This is a genomic window from Planctomycetota bacterium, from assembly GCA_035384565.1.
Taxonomy (GTDB): Bacteria; Planctomycetota; PUPC01; order DSUN01; family DSUN01; genus DAOOIT01.
Genome location: DAOOIT010000094.1, coordinates 1 through 18,288, shown reverse-complemented (window position 1 = coordinate 18,288; position 18,288 = coordinate 1). Strand labels below are relative to the sequence as shown.

Genomic DNA, 18,288 nt, shown 5'->3' with positions numbered 1-18,288 from the left:
CGGCCCGAATCGGCGGCGTCGCAGCCTCACGCGGATTCTCGGACAGGCTCCTAGGTAGCTTCTGCTGCGGATTCTCGTAGCGACAAGCGTCCCGCTTGTCGAACGGATGAAGAGAGCCTCCCGCGGGTTGGGGACCCGCGGGAGGTTGGGAGCGGAAGGTTGGGCGGGCAGATGCCGAGTCTTACACTTCGGCTTCGACGCGGTTGATCTTGGCGAGGTCGGCGACGCCGATGCCCAGCTCGGCGCCGCGTTCGACGTGTTTGATGTCCTTGTGGTAGGGCGCCAGCCCCTTCTCGATGCGCTTGGCCTTGAGGATTTCGGCCAGTACGGCGTCCATGGCCACGGGGTCCACCGAGGCGATGATGCCGTGGTAGTCGAAGCGGCAGGCGGCGTTGAACTGCGGCCCCTTGTCGAAGAGGCCGTAGAGGGCGTCGCAGAGACAGATGCGGGTCTTGTCCTTCACCGGCCCCAGGGCGCTGATGTCGGCCACGAACTGGCAGGTGTCGCGGTGGAAGGCATTGGCGTTGGGCACGGTGCCCAGGTGGTTCTTGAGGGCGCCGCTGACGCCGGCGAGCACGTGGGTCTTCATTATCGGGAGGTTGATCAGCACGTCGGCCTTCAGGAGGATATTGGTGAGCTGGGTATCCACGGGGCCGGCCTTGACGCTGGGGCCGTAGTCCTTCTCGGTGGCGAAGGCGCGGGGGCCGTCGCCCTCGCGGTTCGGGGTGATGTTGGCGGTCTTGAGGTCCTTGTCGTGGCGGTCGAAGATGACGATGTTGGCTGGGTTCACGCCGGCCTTGACGAGGCCGTTAGTGACGGCGGCGACGACTTCGGGGTGGGTGGTGGCGCGGGCGAAGAGGCCGTTGAACTTGATCGCCACCTTGTCCTTGGGGCTCACGTAGGTGGCCCAGGCCTTCGCAATGTCGTCCTTTCCGGCCAGCTTCATCACGGCCTCATCCACCAGCTTCTGCACGATGGCGGCGTCCACGTTGTCGCCCACGATGGACTTCTGGGTCTTGTCGCGGACGATGACGACGGCTGGCCCGGCGGGTGCGGCCCGCAGCAGCGAGTGGCCGGCCAGCACGGCGGCCGTGGCGCTGGCGCTGGTGCGGAGAAAGTCGCGGCGGCCGGAGAAGCGTCCCTGGCATGGCAGCATCGTGGTCTCCTTGCCCCTGGAAGCGGAAAAATGTCCCCAATCTCCATGAAACAACAGACGGGGCTTGGAGTCAAGCGGCACTCGGTTGTCGGGGAGGCGGTTGAGATGTCCGAAGTTGCTGAACGCAAATTGCCTGCGCGCGGCTTCCGAAAACTGTCCCCCAACCCAGGACGGCAATCCCTGGCCCTTCTTGCGAGTGGGATTCCCTCTGGTGCGATTCCTACTCCTCCGGCCGCGAATCAGTTTGCAGTGGCCGGAACCATGTTGCGTCGGCCAGGGCCAAGCGTAGCCGGAAGCGTCCCGCTTGCGCTGGCTTTCGACAAGCGAGACGCTTGTCGCTACACGGAAGAATGCAAACTGATTCGCGGCCGGAGGAGTGGACCACCGACAGAGGGCTGCGCGGAGTCGGTGCCATGCCTCCTTCTGGCCTCCGTGCGCTCCGGGGCCTCCCTCCCGAAGGTTCCAATCCCATCGGGAGGGTAACAGGACGGGCGAGCGCTGGGGGCCTTACCAACCTCCCGCGGGTTCGCAACCCGCGGGAGGTCCCCGGGCGGGGGGCTTAGCCTCCCGAACGCATTGGAACGTTCGAGAGCGGTGGCTCGCGGGTCGGTTGCAGGCGCAGTCAGTGCCACTGGCGAAGGCCAGAGTTCACATCGCAACCGTCTCGTTGCCGGGTGCGGCAGGGACAGCGAGATAAGGGATTGCATAGTTGTTCAAGTATGCAATCCCTTGCTCAAGGCCACGCGGCGAGCCGTGTGGGTGCCGGGCTCGGGGGCTCACGGTGCCATGGCGGCGCGCGCCTCGCGCTCGGCGGGCCGGGCCTCGACTTCGATTGCGGAGAGCACGTTGGACGGTGCCGCGGCCGAGCCCTTGTCGTTGCTCAGGGTGATGTGGAGGTAGAACTGGCGGGCCTCGCGCAGGGCGGCGGGAGAGTCGAGCCTGAGTTCGGTGACGCCGCGGAAGACCCCCTCGTCGCCCGGCGTGGTGCAGGAAGCCAGGGGAGTTCGTCCGTCGAGTGAGAGGGCGAACGAGCTCGTGCCGCCCAGTTCGCGGCGGTTGACGGCGTGGTGCACGCGGACGAGGAGCGAGCGCAAGGGGTCGGGCGCGAGGAATCTCTGGCGAATGACGACCTGGGTCGGAGCGCCCTCCCGACCGCGCAGGAGCAGGGCGCCGCGCTGCCACTCGAGGGCCGACGGGTTCTCGACCTCGGCCAGGTGGAGGATGCGGCTGGAGGCGAAGGCGTCGGTGTAGAGGAGCCGACCTTCGACGTCCGGGGTGAGTGTGACCTCGGGGCGCCCGGGCGGCTTGACACGGCAGTTGGCCACGAAGCGCCGGAGCACCACGCGGCTGCCGGGCTGGAGGTCCGCCTCCACGCGAATCCAGAAGCCCAGGCCGTCGAAGTAGTAGCTCGACGTGGTTGTGAGGTGGAACGGGTTCCCCGCCGGCCGTCCGCAGGCGCGGGCGGGAAGGATGAAGTCGCGGCCGTCCAGCGACAGGGCGAGCGACACGCGGTCGCGCGGACTGCCGGCGATCTCGCCCTCGAGGCTCGCGACGAGTTCCTTGGCGTCGTAGGGCGCGGTGAAGCGGTAGGTGAGGCGGAGGCGTTGCCGCCCCGGCCCGTGGCCCTCGAGGAGCAGGGCCGGCGCCTGCGGGTCCCAGCGCAGGCCGTTCAGGCCCTCCACCGCCGCGTCCTCGAGGCACCACGGTTCCCGGAACGTGTCGCAGTAGATGAAGCGTCGCACGCGGTCCCCGCCGATTTCGACGGGCCGCCCCTTCGTGCGATCGACCGCCGTGGGCTGCGACCGCCACGCGGCGGCGAAGGGGCTTGTCGCCAGAGCGACAAGGGGCGACGCGCTCTTCTCAGGGGCGAGGGGGCCGCCGGGCGCAAGGGCCACGAGCGGCATCCCGAGGTTGCTCTCGCCGGCTCGCGCGGGCGAGAGCCAGGCTCCAGCAAGACCGAGCAGACACGACAAGGCACAAGGGAGGAATCTGCGAGCCACGGCGGGCCTCCACGGGAATGGGAATCCTGGGAGCCGGCAGTGGCTCTGCAATGCGGGGGAGCGCGATTGGGGCTGGCTTGCCGCCCCTTGGGGGCGTCAGGGATGGCACTGGGAACATTACCCCAGGTTTCGCGCGACCGCAAGCGGACGAGGCGCTTTTTTTCGGCTCTTCAGGGTTTGGGGATTCTGGTTCGACTGGCCTGGTGCTGGGCGTGGGCATGCGTGCTCTTGGCGGGCCTGGCGGTTCCTCGGGAGGGCTCTGTCGAGTGGCTGGCAGGCGCCGCCTGCCCATGCTGTATCAACCCTGTGAGGGGGAGAGTGATACAGCATGGGCGGATGGGCGAGAACGGGCGATTCTCGCGGTTCCGGCCATACTCGCTCATCTGCGGGATGAGCCAGCATGCGACGGGGAACGCCTTGGAGCGTAAAGCATTGCGGCATAGAGAGTTATGCGGTGGCCCTCGCCGGCGCGGCAGCACCGGTCCCACGCTCCCCCTTGGCGGTCGTGTCAGGACCGCCAGACCCTGGTGGGCCGTTTCTCTTCGGCGGGCCGCTGTCAGGAGAAGCGGAACACCTGGCCGGGCCTCAGCACCACGAGGCGATCGGGCAGCGGCACGTGGTCGCACAGGTCGGCCAGAAACTCCCCGGCCTCGTGCTGGTCCAGTTCCTCTTCCGACAGGTGCATCAGGAACCAGCGGGCCGGGGCGAGGCGCTCGACGAACTCCACCCAGCCCGAGCCCTGCCAGGGGCCGATGAAGAGGGCGTCGAGCGCGCCGAGGGCCTCCGGGTCCACGCGCCGCGTGTCCTCGTTGTCGCCGTCGTGGAAGAAGCGGAAGCCGGGCGTTTCGACAAGATACGAGTTGTGCCCCATCGCGTGGAACGTGCGGAAGGCGGTGATGGTGGCGCCTGGCAGTTCCACCTTTTCGGACAGGGCGAAGCCCTTGCGGGCCGCCGCGGGCTCGAGTTTGACCAGGGCCTCCGGTGCCACAGCGCCCCGGAGGGCCTGCGTGACGGCGCCCGGCCCGACGACCTTGGCCCCCGTGCGCCGGGCGGCGGCGGCCACCTCGTCGGCCTGGAAATGGTCCCAGTGCGCGTGGGTCACGAGAATGAGGTCAACCCGTGTGGCGTCGGCGGCCGCGAGGGCTGGGGCGCTGGCGAGGCCGGGGATGGCGCCGTAGAAGGCGTCAATCAGAAGGGTCACCGCCGGCGTGGCGATGCGGAAGCCCTCGTTGCCGATGAGCGTGATCTCGGTGGACATGCCGCTCAGTGCTCCTTCTCGAGCCGAATGCAGTCGAGGTAGAAGACGAACTTGTTGCCCTCGCACCCGACGGCGATCTTCCTGATCTTCGAGAGGTCGAGGGGCCGGCCGCCATTGGCCGAGAGGCCGCCGAGCTTCAGTTCGAGGGTGGACTTGCCGGGCGGGAGCACGAAGCCCTCGAGGTCGAACCGCTCGGCCATCGGCCCCATCGCGCGCGGGAACGGCAGCGGCGTCTTCTCGTCGGTCACGGTGAAGTAGCCGTTCACCGGCTCGCGGTTGGGGTTGTAGAAGTCGGCACGCAGCACGTCGAAGCCGGCCCAGTTGCCGTCGAAGTTGATGAGGTGGAGCCCCCCGCCCTTGGCGACCGGCTCGTAGCAGAGAGCGAAGTCGCCGTGCGTGGCGGCGCGCTTCACGCGCTTGGCGGGCATCACGGCGGGGTCGAAGGGCTCGTTGCCGAGGGCATCGGTTTCGATCTGCTGGAAGCAGGCGTCGTCCTCGAAGTCGAAGAGCACCTTGGCCCCGGGCTTGAGGGTGGTCTTCTCGACGTGGATGGCCTGCTCAGCCGCGGGCGGCTTGGGGGCCTCGGCCTGCGACTTGGGCGGGATTTCGCCGAAACGGAACTTCGCGTAGGCGGCGTGGAGCGACTTCGGGTCGTCCTTCTTCAGGCCCTTGGCCGCGTCGTCGAGGGCGAGGATGGCGAGGGCGATGCGCCAGCGGAAGTGGTCGAAGTAGGCGAGCAGTTGCGCGGGGTCGCCCGAGGCGCCCGCCTCGGCGCCGGTCGTCAACCCCATCGCGGGGTACTCGGGGAAGACGGTTGCCATCTCCTGGAGCAGGGCCTCCACGTCGGGGGCCTTCGCGTGCTTCTGGCGCTGGAGGAGGGTGTAGAGGTACCTGTAGTCGTCGGTGCCCTCGCGGCACCACTCGTAGCGGGGCGTGGGAATGATGCGGTCGGCGACGCGATAGACGGGGAAGCGGCCGGTGTTGCTCTCGCCCTCGTTCTCGTAGCCGCCGGTGGGGATGGGACTGTAGCAGTCGGGGCCGCCGGCGCCCGAGTAGGTCCACTCCCATTCGCCCTTGGCGCCCACGCGCCAGACGCCGAAGCCCCAGGGCAGGCGGGCCTGGCCGTTGTTGTAGACCCACAGGGTCTTGCCCGCCTTCCTCGTGCGCGCGATGAGGCCCTTCGAGCCCTCCCAGGCGTGGGTGTTCAGGATGTCCACCATCTCGCCGAGGGGCGTGTAGTCCTTCTTGTCGCTGCCGTCGCCCATTGGGTTCACGGTGATGAGCAGGCCGGGCACCTGGCGGCAGAGCCGGATGTAGGCGACGGTCTGGTCGAACGTGCGGTTCCACGAGTTGAGCAGGCTCTCGCGCGGCTCGTCGTAGATGCAGAAGACCACGCGGAAGTCGGGGTGGGCGTCGAGGTACTTCTTGATCTCCTTGAGCGCGGCGACGAAGGGGACGTCGAAGCCGGGGCCGAGTTCCTTGATGCCGATGCGGGCGATGGCGTTGGTGATGAAGCCGACGTCGGTCTGCTTGATGGCGTGGAAGCCGAGTTCGGCACAGAGCGCGCGCAGCTCGTCCCAGCGACGGAAGTCCATCTCCACTTTGCCGTCGGCGGCGAGGCTCCTGATTGCGGGCGGGTGGATGGTCATCGAGGTGCAGCCGTGGGCGCGCATGTCGGCCAGTTCGCGGCGGTGGGCGGCGGGGTCTTCGGGCGCCCCGTAGTACCAGCCGAACGCCATGTCGGGGTCCTCGAGGAGCGTGAACGGCAGCACGACCACGGTGAGCTGGAGTTCGGCGGCCGGCTTGTTGGCCGGCTTGAACGTCACCGTGCCCTCGTAGGCGCCGGGCGCCGCGTCGGCGGGCGGCCGCACGGTGAGCCAGAACTGGGTCGTCCGCCCGTTGGGGATGGCAAGCGTGGTGAACGTCTCGAGGGCCTCGGGGCCGACGACCCACATGAACGGCTTCACGCCGCGGGCGAGCTGGCGCACGAACCGCACGTCCACCGCGCCGGCCTTGAGCGTGGCGCCGCCGGGGCCGCGGAGGTCGGAGCACGCGACCGCGACATCCTGGAGGTCAGCGAGGGGGAAGACCGAGAAGCTGGTCGGCTCGTACTCGCCCGGCGTCACGAAGAGCTTCAGGTCGCTCTTCACCTCGTAGGGCCGCGGGTTGGTGTTGTAGTAGACCGGCTCCAGGTAGTTGCGGGTGAAGAGCACGTAGCCCGCCTGCTTCTGGGCCTCGGTGAGCGCGAGGGGCGGCGTGGCCTCCTCGTGCTCGAGGAGGAAGAACTTGTTGAGCTTGCGCAGGATGCGCACGGTCGTCTTGATGTCCTTGTTCCCCAGCAGGCTGAGCTGCTCGTCGAGGAGCGTTTCGGACACGGTCGCGCCGGAAGCGGTCGCTGCGATCAGGAGCGTGGCAACGAGCGCAAGCGCTCCCTCCCGAAGGTTCCAATACCTTCGGGAGGGTACGGTTGAAGGGCGCGCGCAGGATACCCTCCCGAAGGCATTGGAGCCTTCGGGAGGGAAGACGGCCTGATGACGAAGGGCAGCGGGTTCAGACATTGCGGCTACTCCAACACGAAGTCGCCGAAGAGCACGGTGATGGCCTCGCCCGAGGCGATGGTGAGCATCTTGACCTCCGACAGGTCGGCCGCGGTGCCGTCGTTATTCGCAATGCCGGTGAGCGATACCTCCAGCGCGTTCTTGCCGGGGGCGAGGGCGAACGAGCGGTCCACGCGCGTGTCATACCCCTGCGTGCCCTTGTGCTTGATGGTGAGGGCAATGGAGACGGGCTTGTCGGCGGGGTTGACGGCGGTGAACTTCAGGGTGGCGAAGGGTCGCCAGTCCTTGATCCGCAGCGCCCAGTCGGCGATGAAGCCGTCCTTTTCGAACTCGGCCTTGAGGCACACGCCGCCCAGGCGTGCGTCGTCGGCGAGCGAGGTCCTGGTGTTCACGGAATCGCGGGCGAGTTCGCCCTTCGAGAATGCCCAGAGCGTGGCCTGTCTCCCAGCGGCGGGCGGCGGTGCTGCGGGCGCAGCCTGGGCCGCCGAACCCGCCTCCTTCGGAACGATGGTGATCCTTGTGTCGCCCACGCCGCTGACGATCACGTCAATCGTGCCCGTGATGCGAATGCCCTGGCCGGGGCCCGGCGGCTGGGCGGCTGGCGCTGCGGGAGCGGTTGGCGCGCCCGCCTCGCCCTCGAGATAGAAATCGCCGAAGTAGAGCGTCGCGCCCATCGGGCCGTCCACGCTCCAGATCTTCACGAGCGAGAGGTCGGGCGTCGAGCCGTCGTTGTTCTTCAGTTCGGCCAGGTTCACCTCGCACGTGCTCTTGCCCGGCCTGGCCACCACCGCCGTGTCCACGCGGTTCTCGTAGGCCGTGCTGCCCTTGTGCTTGAGCGTGACGTTCAGCTTCACGTCCTCCCGGGCGGGGTTCAGGACATCGAACTTCAGCCTCGCGAAGCGCGACCAGTCTTTCGCGCGGCAGTCGCCGAACCACGCGGCCTTGTCGAAGACCATTTTGAGGCACACGCCGCCGAGCTCCGGCTTCTCGTCGAGGGAGCCCTTCACCCCGTCGGGAATGGAGTCGGGCATCACGCCCTTGCTCACCTCGAGGATCATCGCCCTCCTCTCCCCCGCGTCGAGCGCTCCGGAGCACAGGAGGAGCAGGGCCGCCGCCGTCTGCCAACTGCCGACTGCCCGCTGCCAACTGCCGGCTGCCGACTTCCTCATTTCCCGCCCTCCAGCACGAAGTCGCCGAAGAACACCGTCGCCGCGGAGTTGCAGGAGACGTACCACTGCCGCACGGCCGAGAGGTCGGCGGCCGAGCCGTCGTTGTTGGCAATGCCCGTGAGGGGGATCGCGACCTCGTTCCTGCCGGGGGCGAGGACGATCTCCTTGTCCACCCGCTTGTCGAAGGACTTCGAGCCTTCGTGCTTGATGGTGAACCCGACGGTGAGCGGCTCCTTGCCCGGGTTGAGCGCGGCGAACTTCAGCGTGGCGTAGCCGCGCCAGTCTTTCAGCCCCGCGCGCGACATGCCGAACGAGGCATCCGGGCGGAACGTCACCTTCAGGCACACGCCGCCCAGCTCGGCCTGGTCGTCGAGGGCCACCTGAGGGTCGCCGTTGGTGTCGTTGGGCATCGAGCCCTTCGAGATGGCGAGCAACGCGGCCTTGGCCCCCGCGGCGGGAGCGGCGGGCGCCTGGCTCGGGGCGGGGGCGGCCCCGATGCCGCTGATCGTGAGGCCCGTGATCGTGAGGTCCACATCCAGGCCGCCCACCTTGCCCGTGATCCGGATCGCGCCCTCCTGAGCCGGCGGGGCCGCGGCGGGAGCGCCCGCCTCGATCGTCGCAGCCAGGCCCATCGCCAACACCCACGCGCCCACCGCCCATCGCGTCCGATGCCGCATAGCTTGGTCCTCCGTCTCCCGCACAGGTTGCCTGAGGTCGCGCCCACGGGGCCATTATGGCCCACCGGGAGCTGCAAATCAAAGGCAGCAGGGTGTGGGCCGGAATTGTAGGTGGCTGCGGGAGCTCCGAAGGAGCGAAAGGGGTAGCCCAGGGCAACGCCCTGGGAACCAGACCGCCCCGTGGCAGCCCTGAAAAGAGCAGAATAGAGAGCCTCAATCTCGCCCCTTCAGGGCTGGACCCGTGGACCCCACTCAACCCAGGGCATTGCCTGCTCTTCGCCCACATCTTCCGGGGGTCGGGGTCTAGCCCCCGAAGGGGGCGTTTGAGGGTAGCCCAGGGCGACCGCAGGGAGCCCTGGGGAGAGGCGGCCCATTGGGGGGAGCCCCCGAAGGGGGCGATTCAAAGCGTGAAACGCCCCCTTCGGGGGCTTGGACGGGCGGGGACGTCCGTCCCAGGGCTCCCTTCGGTCGCCCTGGGCTCCGGCCCGGTCGCCCTGGGCTCCGGCCCGGTCGCCCTGGGCTCCGGCCCGGTCGCCCGCGTTCACGGGCTGCAAGGCCCTGACGTGTGGGAGAAGATGAGGGCGTTGCCCTGGGCTATCCCATGCGAGCCCTTCAGGCTCCAGAGAAAACCACCCTGCCCGCAATTCCGGCCCACACCCAAGGCAGCATGCCTTCTTGAACGGGCCGCGCTCCCGTGGTAGAATGCCCGCATCAACGGGGAAGGAGGACGCGATGCCCGAAGCCAAGTTGCCCGTGGCCATGCGCGGACAGGACGAGCGCATCCTGATCGAGACCGATTGCCTCGCCGCCGAGGTGTGGCCGAACGGCTACGTCAGCGGCGTGAAAGCCAACACGCTCGTGGACAAGAGGACCGGCGCGCGCGACGCCAGCTTCGGACTCGACATCATTGACTTCCTCATGGGGCCGGGCGCCGAGGGCGGCGTGGCCTACGAGCACAACAACCTCTACCACGGCAAGATCGCCAAGCACTACCTCGAACTCCCCCAGATCTGCACCCAGGCCAAGCACCTCGACAGCGAGTTCGTCGTCGGCCCCGACTTCGTGGCCGTGCGCCAGTGGTGGCGCTGGACCCAGGCCGCGCCCGGCTACAAGCCCGGCTCGCTCTGGGAACAGACGCTCGTCTTCCCCATGGGCCGCCGCTACTTCCTCTCGTGCGACCGGGTGGAGAGCGTGAACGACTTCCGCGAGGTCTTCCTCCGCACCGACCTCCCCGGCCACCTCCAGCACAAACGGGGCGACACCTTCGACGAGGTCTACCTCAGCTACGAGGGCCGCATCCCCGCCAGCGACTTCTTCGAGGACTTTCCGCCCGACGGCAAGCACCTGTACCAGCGGGGCACCCATCCCCTCCCCTCTCGCATGATCCGCGCCCGCAAGGTCAAGGGCGAGGGCAGGCCCTGGCTCGCCGGCATCACCCTCGACCCCGCCATCGTCTCCGAAGCCTGGTGCCACCAGCGCGGCTACATCTGCTTCATCCAGGAGTTCGGCCGCCTCCCCGTCAAGGCCGGCGACAGCTTCGCCGCCGCCTACCTCATCGGCTACTTCGACTCGATCGAAGAGATGGAGAAGGAGGCCGACCGGTATCGCGGCTTCACCTCGCTGGCCGCGACGAAGGACTACTGGCTCCTCAGCGAGGGCGTGCTCCTCCGGCAAGGCGAGGGCCGCTACCGCATCGCCCCCCAGGGCCGATGGCCCGCCCCCAGCCCCTGGCGCCTGGTCGCCCACGGCAGGGGCGAGGCCGCCGTCAACGGCCAGCGCCTCGCCTTCGAGGGCGAAGCCAGCCTCAGCGTCAAGTGGACCGGATAGGCAAGGAAGGGACCGCCGATGGCCAAAGTGCTGCTCAAGAGCATCTTCCGCCCCGTGTACCCCACGCCCGCCGCGCTCGTCACCAGCGTGGCCGCCGACGGCACGCCCAACATCATCGTGCTCGGCGAGTGCTTCAACCTCTCCATCAGCAAGCCGGTCATCGTGGGCCTGGCCGTCGTGCCCTCCCGCTACTCCTACAAGCTCATCAAGGAGTCCGGCGAGTTCGCCGTCAACTTCCCCACCGCCGAACTCGTCGAGGTCGTGGACCGCTGCGGCAGCGCCACCGGCCGCAAGGTGGGCGACAAGTTCGCCTACGCCGGCCTCACCCCGGTGCCCGCCGCCAGAATCAAGGCCCCCCTCATCGCCGAGTGCCCCGTCAACCTCGAGTGCAAGCTCCTCGACATCCTCCCCTCCGGCGACCACGACCTCCTTCGCGGCAAGGTGATCGCCCAGCACGTGGACGAGGCGTGCCTGGACCCCGACGGCAACATCGCCATCACCAGCCTCAACCCGCTCTGCTACATCCTCGGCCAGTACTGGAGCACGGGCCGCCACCTCGGCCACCACGGCTTCACCCGCTCCCGCCCGACGTAACGCCCCTCGCGTCGTTGCCCAGGCGAGCTGTCGCCGTCCGCCCGTCACCACGGCACGCGCAGCGCGCGCAGTGGGTGAAGCGTGCAGAAGCGGAGCACCCGCCGCCGCAGATCGCGCCGTTCCGCAACGCCCTCCCGCGGGGTGTCGCGATAGAGCTGCCAGGCGAGGGCGGGCCGCAGCCAGTACTTGTCAATCTCCCGGTAGAGGCGGGCGAAGCGCTCGCTGGGAATGGCCGTGACGTTGACGGGCAGGCTCGCGTCCTCCAGGTACGTGTAGGCCGCCCACGGCAGCTTCGCGCGCTCCGCGTCCGACAGGGCGTTGTAGATCGCCGTGCCCGGCAGCGGGTAGAGGCGTGCGAACGAGAGCACCTCGGGCCGCGTCCGGCGCACGAAGCGCAGGGTGGCGCGCAGGTCGGCCTCGGTCTCGCCCGGCAGGCCCACCATGATGTTGGCGTAGATGCGCAGGCCAGCCTCGTGGGTGAGGCGCGCGGCGCGCAGGTTCAGCTCGAGCGTGGCGTTCTTGCCCAGGCCGCGCAGCATCGCGTCGGAGCCGCTCTCGAAGCCGTACTCCACCTGGAGGCAGCCGGCCGCCTTCATCTCGCGCAGCAGCTCGGGGTCCGGCTGGTCCACCCGCAGGCGCGCGTCCCAGTGCGCCTTGCGGTGCAGGCCGGCCTGGCGGATGGCCTCGCAAAGCTCCAGCAGGCGGGGCCGCGAGGCCCCCATCGTGTCGTCCTCGAAGTGCACGGATTCGACGCCGAAGCGCTCGACGACGAGCCGCATCTGCTCGACCACGTAGCCGACCGAATGGAAGCGCACGCCGAGGCCGTTGACCAGGTGGCCGGCGCAGAAGCGGCAGGCGTTGGGGCAGCCCCGGCTGGTGCGCACGTTGGTCACCCGCAGCGGCAGCCAGCGCGTGAGCCAGCGGCTCCGCTGCGTGTAGTGGTCCATGTCGAACAGATCGTAGGGCACCGGGCCGAGCGCATCGAGGTCGCCCTCGCCCGCGCGCCGGGCGGTGCGCACGACGCCGCCATTCCGCCGGAAGCAGATGCCCGCCACGTCGTCCCGCGGGCCGCGCTCGAGCAGTTCCGCCAGCGTGCGTTCGCCCTCGCCGATCACGGCGACATCCAGCTCGGGGCACTCGGCCAGGGTGCGCTCGGGCAGGGCCGTGGCGTGCGGGCCGCCGATGATGACGAGCGTGCGCCCGCCGCACGCCTCCTTGGCCAGGCGGGCGAGGGCCGCGGCCTCGGGCAGGAACGGGGTCGTGGCCGAGATGCCCACGGCTTCCGGGCGGAACTCGTCGAGCAGCGCCCGCAGGCGCGCGTCGGCCGCGGCCCAGTCGAGCCGGGCCTTGATGAGCTCCTCCTCGCGCAGGTGGATGCGCACGTTGTGGCCGGCGCGTCGGAGCGCCGCGGCCAGGTAGGCGAGGCCCGTGGGCACATAGAGCGAGCGGAATGAGCCGCGGGGCCAGTGGCTGCGCGGGGCGGTGGGCTGGAGGAGCAGCACGTTCATCGGCGTTTCAACAGCTCCCGAAACAGTTGGCGGCGCGCCCGGGCCGCGGGCGACTTCGAGTGCAGCACGGCGCGCGGCGTCAGAAGCCAGCGGCCTCGCCTCTCGGCCTGCGACAGCCCCGGCGTGCGCGCGAGCAGTTCCGAGCAGGCCGGCTCGCGGAAGAGCGCCTCGGCCAGCCGCAATGCGGCGCCGAGCGCCAGGGCGCTGCCGGTGCGCGAGGCCGCCTCGGCGAGCCAGGCGGCGTCCACCGGCCCGGCCGCGCCGCGGGCCGCCTGGCACACGTCGGCCAGCGGCTGGAGCCGGTCGAAGCGATGGCTCATGGCCGCGTGCACGGCGGCGATGAGCAGCAGGCTGGCTGGCGTGGCCCGCGGCAGCGCGCCGGCCCCCGGGGGCGCGAGAGCCAGGTCCCCGAAGCCCACCGAGCACCGGCGCCGCAGCGCCGGCGAGTTCACGAGGTCCCAGTGCAGTTCCACGGCGCCGGTCCCCGCCTCGTCCAGCACCCACATCTCCTCGCCGTAGGCGCCGGGGTACTTGCTCGGCGGTTCGGGGCAGCGGCGATAGGCCAGCCCCTCGAGCACGGCGCCTGCGGCGCCCAGGGCCTCGCGCGGCAGCAGGAAGTCGAGGTCGGTGAACGGGCGGAGCGCGGGCTCCGCGTAGAGGCGATCGGCAAACTCCGGCCCCTTGAGCACCAGGGCGGGCACGCCGGCCTCGGCAAGGGCCGCGGCAATCGCCGCGAGTTGCATCCGGAGGCGGAGGGCGAAGGCCACGCCACGCAGGAGGCGCTCCTCGGCCAGAGCCAACGCCGCCGCGACGGCCGGCTCGGCGGCCTCGAGGAGGCGCAGGCCCCGCGCCACCGCCGGCAGCACGCCGTGCCGGTCCGCCAGGTCCACCAGGCGCTCGGGGTCGAGTCGCGCCGGCAGGCCTGGCACGGGCTTGCCGGGCGCCGGGTCGGCGAGGGCGAGGAAGCAGGCATCGAAGGCAGCGCCCATCATGGCATCACCGCGAGGGGGCCAGAAGAGGGCGGACCACTGGGGCGAGCGACTCGAGCTCGGGCCCCACGCTCAAGGCGCACACGGGCACTCGCGCGGCCAGGGCGGCCAGGGCGCGGAAGGCGCCCCCGGCCGGCCCCTCGGCGCGCGGGTCGCCGGCCCGCACGTTCTCGTTGATCAGGCGGGCGACGGCTTCCACCCTGTCGAGCGGGCGCAGGCGGTGCGCCTGGGGGTTTCGCGGCTCGAGCAGGAGCACGGCGGCCGGCTCGGCCAGCCCGGGGACGCCGGGGCCGGCCAGCGCGGCCCACCCGACCAGGTACTCATCCGCCACAGGCTCCGCGCCGTCGCACAGCGGGCGCAGCCAGGGCATCAACTCCACGGTTCGGCGGTGGACCTTGCATGGGCGCGGCAGGCCCCACACGCGGAAGGCGTCGAAGCCGGGACCGGGCAGGGTGAGAAAAGTGGCGTCGTCGGTGAGCAACTGCATCCCCGCGTGGGCCAGGGCCAGGGCCGTGGTCGTCTTGCCGACGCCGCTCGGGCCGCCCACCACCAGCGCGCGGGGCGCGCCGGCCACGTGCGTGCACAGCGTGGCGGCGTGGACAACGTAGTGCCCGCGGCGGGCCAGGAACTCGCACAGGGCGGGCAGGAGGCAGCCGAGGTTGAGCCACCCGTCGGCGCCGGGGACGGCGCGGATGTCGCCGCCGCGCTCGGTCAGCCGCAGGCGGGCCAGGCCGGGCAGCAGCACCTCGCGCTCCGACGCGCCGCGGTAGCACACCACGGGCGGCCCGTCGGGGAGCGTTCCGCGCCAGTGCTCCTGCATGCCCTCTGGGGCGACGTCGGCGAACGGCTCCTGCGCGTGCTGAATAGTCAGGACGAAGTCGGGCGCGGCGTCGTCATCCACCTCGAAGGGGCCCACCGCCTCGCGCAAGCGTGCGGCGAGCGACGGCGTGTCCACTCTCGCTCGCAGGCGCACCCCATGCAGATTGAATTTGAGGAGCAACTCGCCCTCGCCATGAAGGAACTGCACTTGGGGGTTCGGCCAGGCCGCTGGACTCGAACTCGGCAAGAGCCGTCCTGTGCACTACCCAATGCGGCCGGTGATCACCGGCTGCTGGGACTCGGCGACCTTGGCCAGTTTCTCGCGTCGTGTGAGTGCGGGCCGGACATAGCGCTTCTTGCGAGCCATCCACATCTCCTCTGGAAGGCACCCTCAGGTGCGCGCGGTGATGACACTCGGGCCGCCTTTGGTCACTCGGCTCAGCGCGTCGCGGCGCGTGAGCCGCGGCTTGGTGTAGCGCCTCTTCTTTGGCACAGGGTGGGTCTCCTGGCGGTTCCTCCCGTCGCGCTCACTTCCCGGGCGCGGTCCGCGCGGTGATGATCGTGACGCTTCCGCCCTCGGCGACTTTGGCCAGCCGCTCACGTCGCCGGAGTTTCGGCGCCCGATATTCTTTCTTGACTCCCATGCGCACCTCCAGGGATCTGGGACCGGCCCATCACACCGTGCTCCTGAAGGCTAGCAAATCCGCATGGAAGAGTCAAGCATCAAAATGCAGGAGGGGTGTGGGCCGGAGTTGTCGGCAGGCTGGTTCTCTCTGGAGCCTGAGGGGCTCGCATGGGATAGCCCAGGGCAACGCCCTCATCTTCTCCCACACGTGAGGGCCTTGCAGCCCGCGAACGCGGGCGACCGGGCCGTAGCCCAAACGCCCTCTTCGGGGGCTGAAGCAGGCTCTCGAGAACATGTGGGCAAGGGTAAGGGCGTTGCCCTGGTTCTCCCATTTCGCTCCTTCGGAGCTCCCGCAGCCACCTACGATTCCGGCCCGCACACATGCAGGAATCGGCGGAGGCCGTCGGCAGCGCGCTCTTGGGGCGCATCGGGTCCCCGTGCATGCTGTATCACCCCCGTGGGAGAGGAAGTGATACAGCATGGCCAGCGCGTGCCTGATTTTCCAGACTCGCGGGGCAGGGTGCGTCAAGAGGGGTTCGCCACGAGGGTGGTGCCCGTGGCGCGCGAGTGGCGCATCATCTCGGCGCACGGCGGCTGGGCAGGGGCCGAGCAGGCCACATCGCCCAGCGTCACCCAGCAATGGGCGTGCATCGGCCGCGGCGGGGCCTCGGCGGGGAAGACGGCGAAGTGCAGCACGGGTTCGAGCCCGGCCAGGCACAGGAAGTGGAAGAGGAGGAGGCCCTCGCGCAGGCAGGCCCGGCGCTTCATCTGGCGGGGATGCGCGAGGCGCCGCCGCACGAGGCCGCCGATGGCCTCCGGCGCCATTCCCCGGTAGGGATGCCACCACCGCGCGGGCGTGAGCACCCAGAGCACGCCCCGGAGGGGCAGCAGCCGGTCGAGCACGGGGATGAGGCAGGCGGTCCACCAGATGTGCGCGCGCAGGGCGAGCCGCCGCACCTAAGCCCCCTCCCCCACGACCACGACGAGGCCCTCCGCCAGCAGTTCCTCGGCCAGGGCCGTCAGGTCGGCGGCCAGCGTGGCGCGCGGCACGTCGTACTCGGCCTCCAGGAGGTCCACCGCCTGCCCAAGGGTGCGGCGGCCGTCCAGGGCGCGCAGAAACCGCTCCGCCGTCTCGTTGCAGGTGTAGAGGTAGCCGGATCGCAGGGACAGCACCACCGTGTCCTGGCCCTCGCCGAGGGATTGGTGGGCGACGTCCTCGCGGAGGGCGAGGCGCACGTTCTCGTCCAGCATCGTGGCCTCTCCGCGTCGCGGTCCGGGTTCACAGGGTCCAGGGCTGGCGCTTCGGGCGGTCCACCCAGCGGTTGGCCGCCTCGTCGCCGACGAACTGCTCCTTGTCGGGGTCGAACTTCAGGGGGCGCTTGAGCCAGAAGGCGATGTTGGCGAGGTGGCAGGTGGCCACGGCGCGATGGGCGATCTCGATGTCGCGGAAGGGGCGCTGGCGGGTGAGGACGCAGTGGACGAAGTCGCCGAAGATGCCGCCGCGGCCGCGGTAGCCCTGGATGGGCGTGGGGGGCGGCGGGATGCGCGGCTTGCCGCGCTCGGGCACCTCGCCGAGGGTGCCCTTGAAGCCCAGCGGGCCGTCCCACGCGCCGCCCAGGTACAGCCGCACCCCGCTGCCGTACTTGAAGGTGAGCTGCTTGTACTCCTTGCCGTCGGGCGGGATGATCTCGACGGGGAGCGGCTGGTCGTGAAGCTGCGCGGCGAAGAGCGCGCCGCCGATGTGGTGCGCGCCCCAGTCGGTCATGTTGCCGCCCGAGTAGTCGCGGTAGCCGCGCCAGGTGAAGGGATGCAGCCCCTTGTTATAGGGGCGCCAGGGCGCGGGGCCGAGCCACATATCCCAGTCCATGCCCGGCGGCACGGGCTCGGCCGGCAGATAGCAGTCGCCCGAGGGGCCGCCGATGTTGACGTAGACCTCCTGGAGCTTGCCCGCGGCGCCCCCCCACATGACGCGATGGTACCAATTGTAGTCCTCCCACACGCGCTGGCTGCCGCCCGAGAAGACGCGGGCGTAGCGCCGCGCGGTCTCGATCATGATGCGGCCTTCGCGGATGGTCAGCGTCTCGGGCTTCTCGCAGTAGACGTCCTTGCCGTTCTTCATCGCGTCCACGGTGATCACGGCGTGCCAGTGGTCGGGCGTGGCGCAGAAGACGGCGTCAATCTTGGGGTCCTGGGTGATCTCGCGGAAGTCGCCCACCGACTTGCAGTCGTTGTTGCCATAGCGCGAGTTGACCATGCTGCGGGCCTGCTCGCGTTGGGCCTCGTGCACGTCGCACACGGCTACGGCGCGCAGCTCCTTGAAGCCGAGGAAGCCGCCCATGTCGCCGCGGCCCTGGCCGCCCATGCCCACGAAGCCCATGGCGAACTGGTCGTTGGCGCCGAAGGCGCTGGACTTCATCACGAGGGGGGCAATGGCCATCCCTGCTGCCGCCCTGCCGAGGAACCCGCGACGCGTGACCCCCTGCTGCCTCGCCATCCATTCACCTCCGTGGGATGTCGGTGACCTGCGAACGGAACGCACCTGTTCGCATCAGTATACGCGCCTCCCCCGCGCATGCAAGCGATAGTCGGGGGAATCCGACAGGATGGGCTCGGGGCAGGCTGGTGGCGCGCGCGAGCCACGGGCCGCCTGCAATCCACTGGGATACGCTCCGACTGAATAGCAGCCTGTTTCAGCCTCCTCAGGGTTTGGCGATCCTGCGTGGCAGCCGCTGGGGAGCGCGGAACGGGGGCTGTGGCGCCGGCGAGGCCTCCCCATAACCCGCTATGCCCCAACGCCTTACGCCCCCGGCCATTCCCGCCCCCATACTTGCTCATCCCTCAGATGAGCGAGTATGGCCGGAGCTGCGAGAATCGCCAATCCTCGCCCATCCACCCATACTTGCTCACTTCCCCCCTCACAGGGTTGAGCAAGTATGGACAGGCTGCGCCCGCCAGCCGCTCGGCAGAGCCCTCCCGAACGCTCCAATACGTTCGGGAGGGTGGAACCCCAGCGCTCGCCCTTGCAGTCGCTTCGTCTTCCGGGGAGACTGGACGCGGGATGCAGGAACCTCCCGCGGGTTGCGAACCCGCGGGAGGTCGGGGTTGGAC

14 protein-coding genes are annotated in these 18,288 nt (G+C 69.8%); 2 read left to right on the top strand and 12 right to left on the bottom strand.

The features are described from left to right. Nucleotides 1-181: 181 nt before the first annotated feature. The 6 genes from PLE19_21830 to PLE19_21805 all read right to left on the bottom strand — a co-directional run bounded on the left by PLE19_21830 (nucleotide 182) and on the right by PLE19_21805 (nucleotide 8,818). Complete coding sequence (locus tag PLE19_21830; protein ID HPD17587.1) at nucleotides 182-1,156, bottom strand: DUF362 domain-containing protein; 975 nt, start codon at nucleotides 1,154-1,156, stop codon at nucleotides 182-184. Between the two features lie 776 nt (nucleotides 1,157-1,932). Next, entirely contained in the window at nucleotides 1,933-3,156 is a 1,224-nt protein-coding gene (locus PLE19_21825) for a hypothetical protein (GenBank protein ID HPD17586.1), read from the bottom strand. 556 nt (nucleotides 3,157-3,712) lie between these two features. Beyond that, the gene (locus PLE19_21820; protein HPD17585.1) at nucleotides 3,713-4,414 is read right to left on the bottom strand and encodes an MBL fold metallo-hydrolase; all 702 of its coding nucleotides are present in this window, start codon (nucleotides 4,412-4,414) and stop codon (nucleotides 3,713-3,715) included. 5 nt (nucleotides 4,415-4,419) lie between these two features. Beyond that, the gene (locus PLE19_21815) at nucleotides 4,420-6,789 is read right to left on the bottom strand and encodes a hypothetical protein (protein ID HPD17584.1); all 2,370 of its coding nucleotides are present in this window, start codon (nucleotides 6,787-6,789) and stop codon (nucleotides 4,420-4,422) included. Nucleotides 6,790-6,977: 188 nt separating this feature from the next. Then, entirely contained in the window at nucleotides 6,978-8,141 is a 1,164-nt protein-coding gene (locus PLE19_21810) for a hypothetical protein (GenBank protein ID HPD17583.1), read from the bottom strand. Next, complete coding sequence (locus tag PLE19_21805; GenBank protein HPD17582.1) at nucleotides 8,138-8,818, bottom strand: hypothetical protein; 681 nt, start codon at nucleotides 8,816-8,818, stop codon at nucleotides 8,138-8,140. Before PLE19_21805 ends, PLE19_21810 begins: the two co-directional genes overlap by 4 nt. A 732-nt stretch (nucleotides 8,819-9,550) precedes the next feature. On the opposite strand from PLE19_21805, the gene PLE19_21800 reads away from it, so the two are divergent. Next, on the top strand, nucleotides 9,551-10,645 hold the full coding sequence (locus PLE19_21800) for a hypothetical protein (protein HPD17581.1): 1,095 nt from the start codon (nucleotides 9,551-9,553) through the stop codon (nucleotides 10,643-10,645). A gap of 18 nt (nucleotides 10,646-10,663) precedes the next feature. Then, nucleotides 10,664-11,239, top strand: a complete 576-nt coding sequence (locus tag PLE19_21795) for a flavin reductase family protein (protein ID HPD17580.1) — start codon at nucleotides 10,664-10,666, stop codon at nucleotides 11,237-11,239. A gap of 44 nt (nucleotides 11,240-11,283) precedes the next feature. On the opposite strand, the gene PLE19_21790 is transcribed toward PLE19_21795, so the two are convergent. The 6 genes from PLE19_21790 to PLE19_21765 all read right to left on the bottom strand — a co-directional run bounded on the left by PLE19_21790 (nucleotide 11,284) and on the right by PLE19_21765 (nucleotide 17,674). Continuing rightward, nucleotides 11,284-12,747, bottom strand: coding sequence for a radical SAM protein (locus tag PLE19_21790; protein ID HPD17579.1), 1,464 nt, complete (start codon nucleotides 12,745-12,747; stop codon nucleotides 11,284-11,286). Continuing rightward, the gene (locus PLE19_21785; protein ID HPD17578.1) at nucleotides 12,744-13,736 is read right to left on the bottom strand and encodes a nucleotidyltransferase family protein; all 993 of its coding nucleotides are present in this window, start codon (nucleotides 13,734-13,736) and stop codon (nucleotides 12,744-12,746) included. The genes PLE19_21790 and PLE19_21785 overlap by 4 nt, the downstream gene beginning before the upstream one ends. A 7-nt stretch (nucleotides 13,737-13,743) precedes the next feature. Further along, nucleotides 13,744-14,736 carry a hypothetical protein gene (locus PLE19_21780; protein ID HPD17577.1) on the bottom strand — a complete coding sequence of 331 codons (993 nt, stop codon included), beginning with the start codon at nucleotides 14,734-14,736 and terminating at the stop codon, nucleotides 13,744-13,746. 969 nt (nucleotides 14,737-15,705) lie between these two features. Beyond that, entirely contained in the window at nucleotides 15,706-16,137 is a 432-nt protein-coding gene (locus tag PLE19_21775) for a lasso peptide biosynthesis protein (GenBank protein HPD17576.1), read from the bottom strand. Further along, entirely contained in the window at nucleotides 16,138-16,431 is a 294-nt protein-coding gene (locus PLE19_21770; GenBank protein HPD17575.1) for a PqqD family protein, read from the bottom strand. A gap of 28 nt (nucleotides 16,432-16,459) precedes the next feature. Continuing rightward, entirely contained in the window at nucleotides 16,460-17,674 is a 1,215-nt protein-coding gene (locus PLE19_21765) for a Gfo/Idh/MocA family oxidoreductase (protein HPD17574.1), read from the bottom strand. Nucleotides 17,675-18,288 lie beyond the last annotated feature (614 nt).

Coding starts and splice junctions, on each gene's coding strand:
- PLE19_21830 (HPD17587.1), bottom strand. CDS start 1,156: ATGCTGCCATGCCAGGGACGCTTCTCCGGCCGCCGCGACTTTCTCCGC.
- PLE19_21820 (HPD17585.1), bottom strand. CDS start 4,414: ATGTCCACCGAGATCACGCTCATCGGCAACGAGGGCTTCCGCATCGCC.
- PLE19_21810 (HPD17583.1), bottom strand. CDS start 8,141: ATGAGGAAGTCGGCAGCCGGCAGTTGGCAGCGGGCAGTCGGCAGTTGG.
- PLE19_21805 (HPD17582.1), bottom strand. CDS start 8,818: ATGCGGCATCGGACGCGATGGGCGGTGGGCGCGTGGGTGTTGGCGATG.
- PLE19_21800 (HPD17581.1), top strand. CDS start 9,551: ATGCCCGAAGCCAAGTTGCCCGTGGCCATGCGCGGACAGGACGAGCGC.
- PLE19_21795 (HPD17580.1), top strand. CDS start 10,664: ATGGCCAAAGTGCTGCTCAAGAGCATCTTCCGCCCCGTGTACCCCACG.
- PLE19_21790 (HPD17579.1), bottom strand. CDS start 12,747: ATGAACGTGCTGCTCCTCCAGCCCACCGCCCCGCGCAGCCACTGGCCC.
- PLE19_21785 (HPD17578.1), bottom strand. CDS start 13,736: ATGGGCGCTGCCTTCGATGCCTGCTTCCTCGCCCTCGCCGACCCGGCG.
- PLE19_21770 (HPD17575.1), bottom strand. CDS start 16,431: ATGCTGGACGAGAACGTGCGCCTCGCCCTCCGCGAGGACGTCGCCCAC.
- PLE19_21765 (HPD17574.1), bottom strand. CDS start 17,674: ATGGCGAGGCAGCAGGGGGTCACGCGTCGCGGGTTCCTCGGCAGGGCG.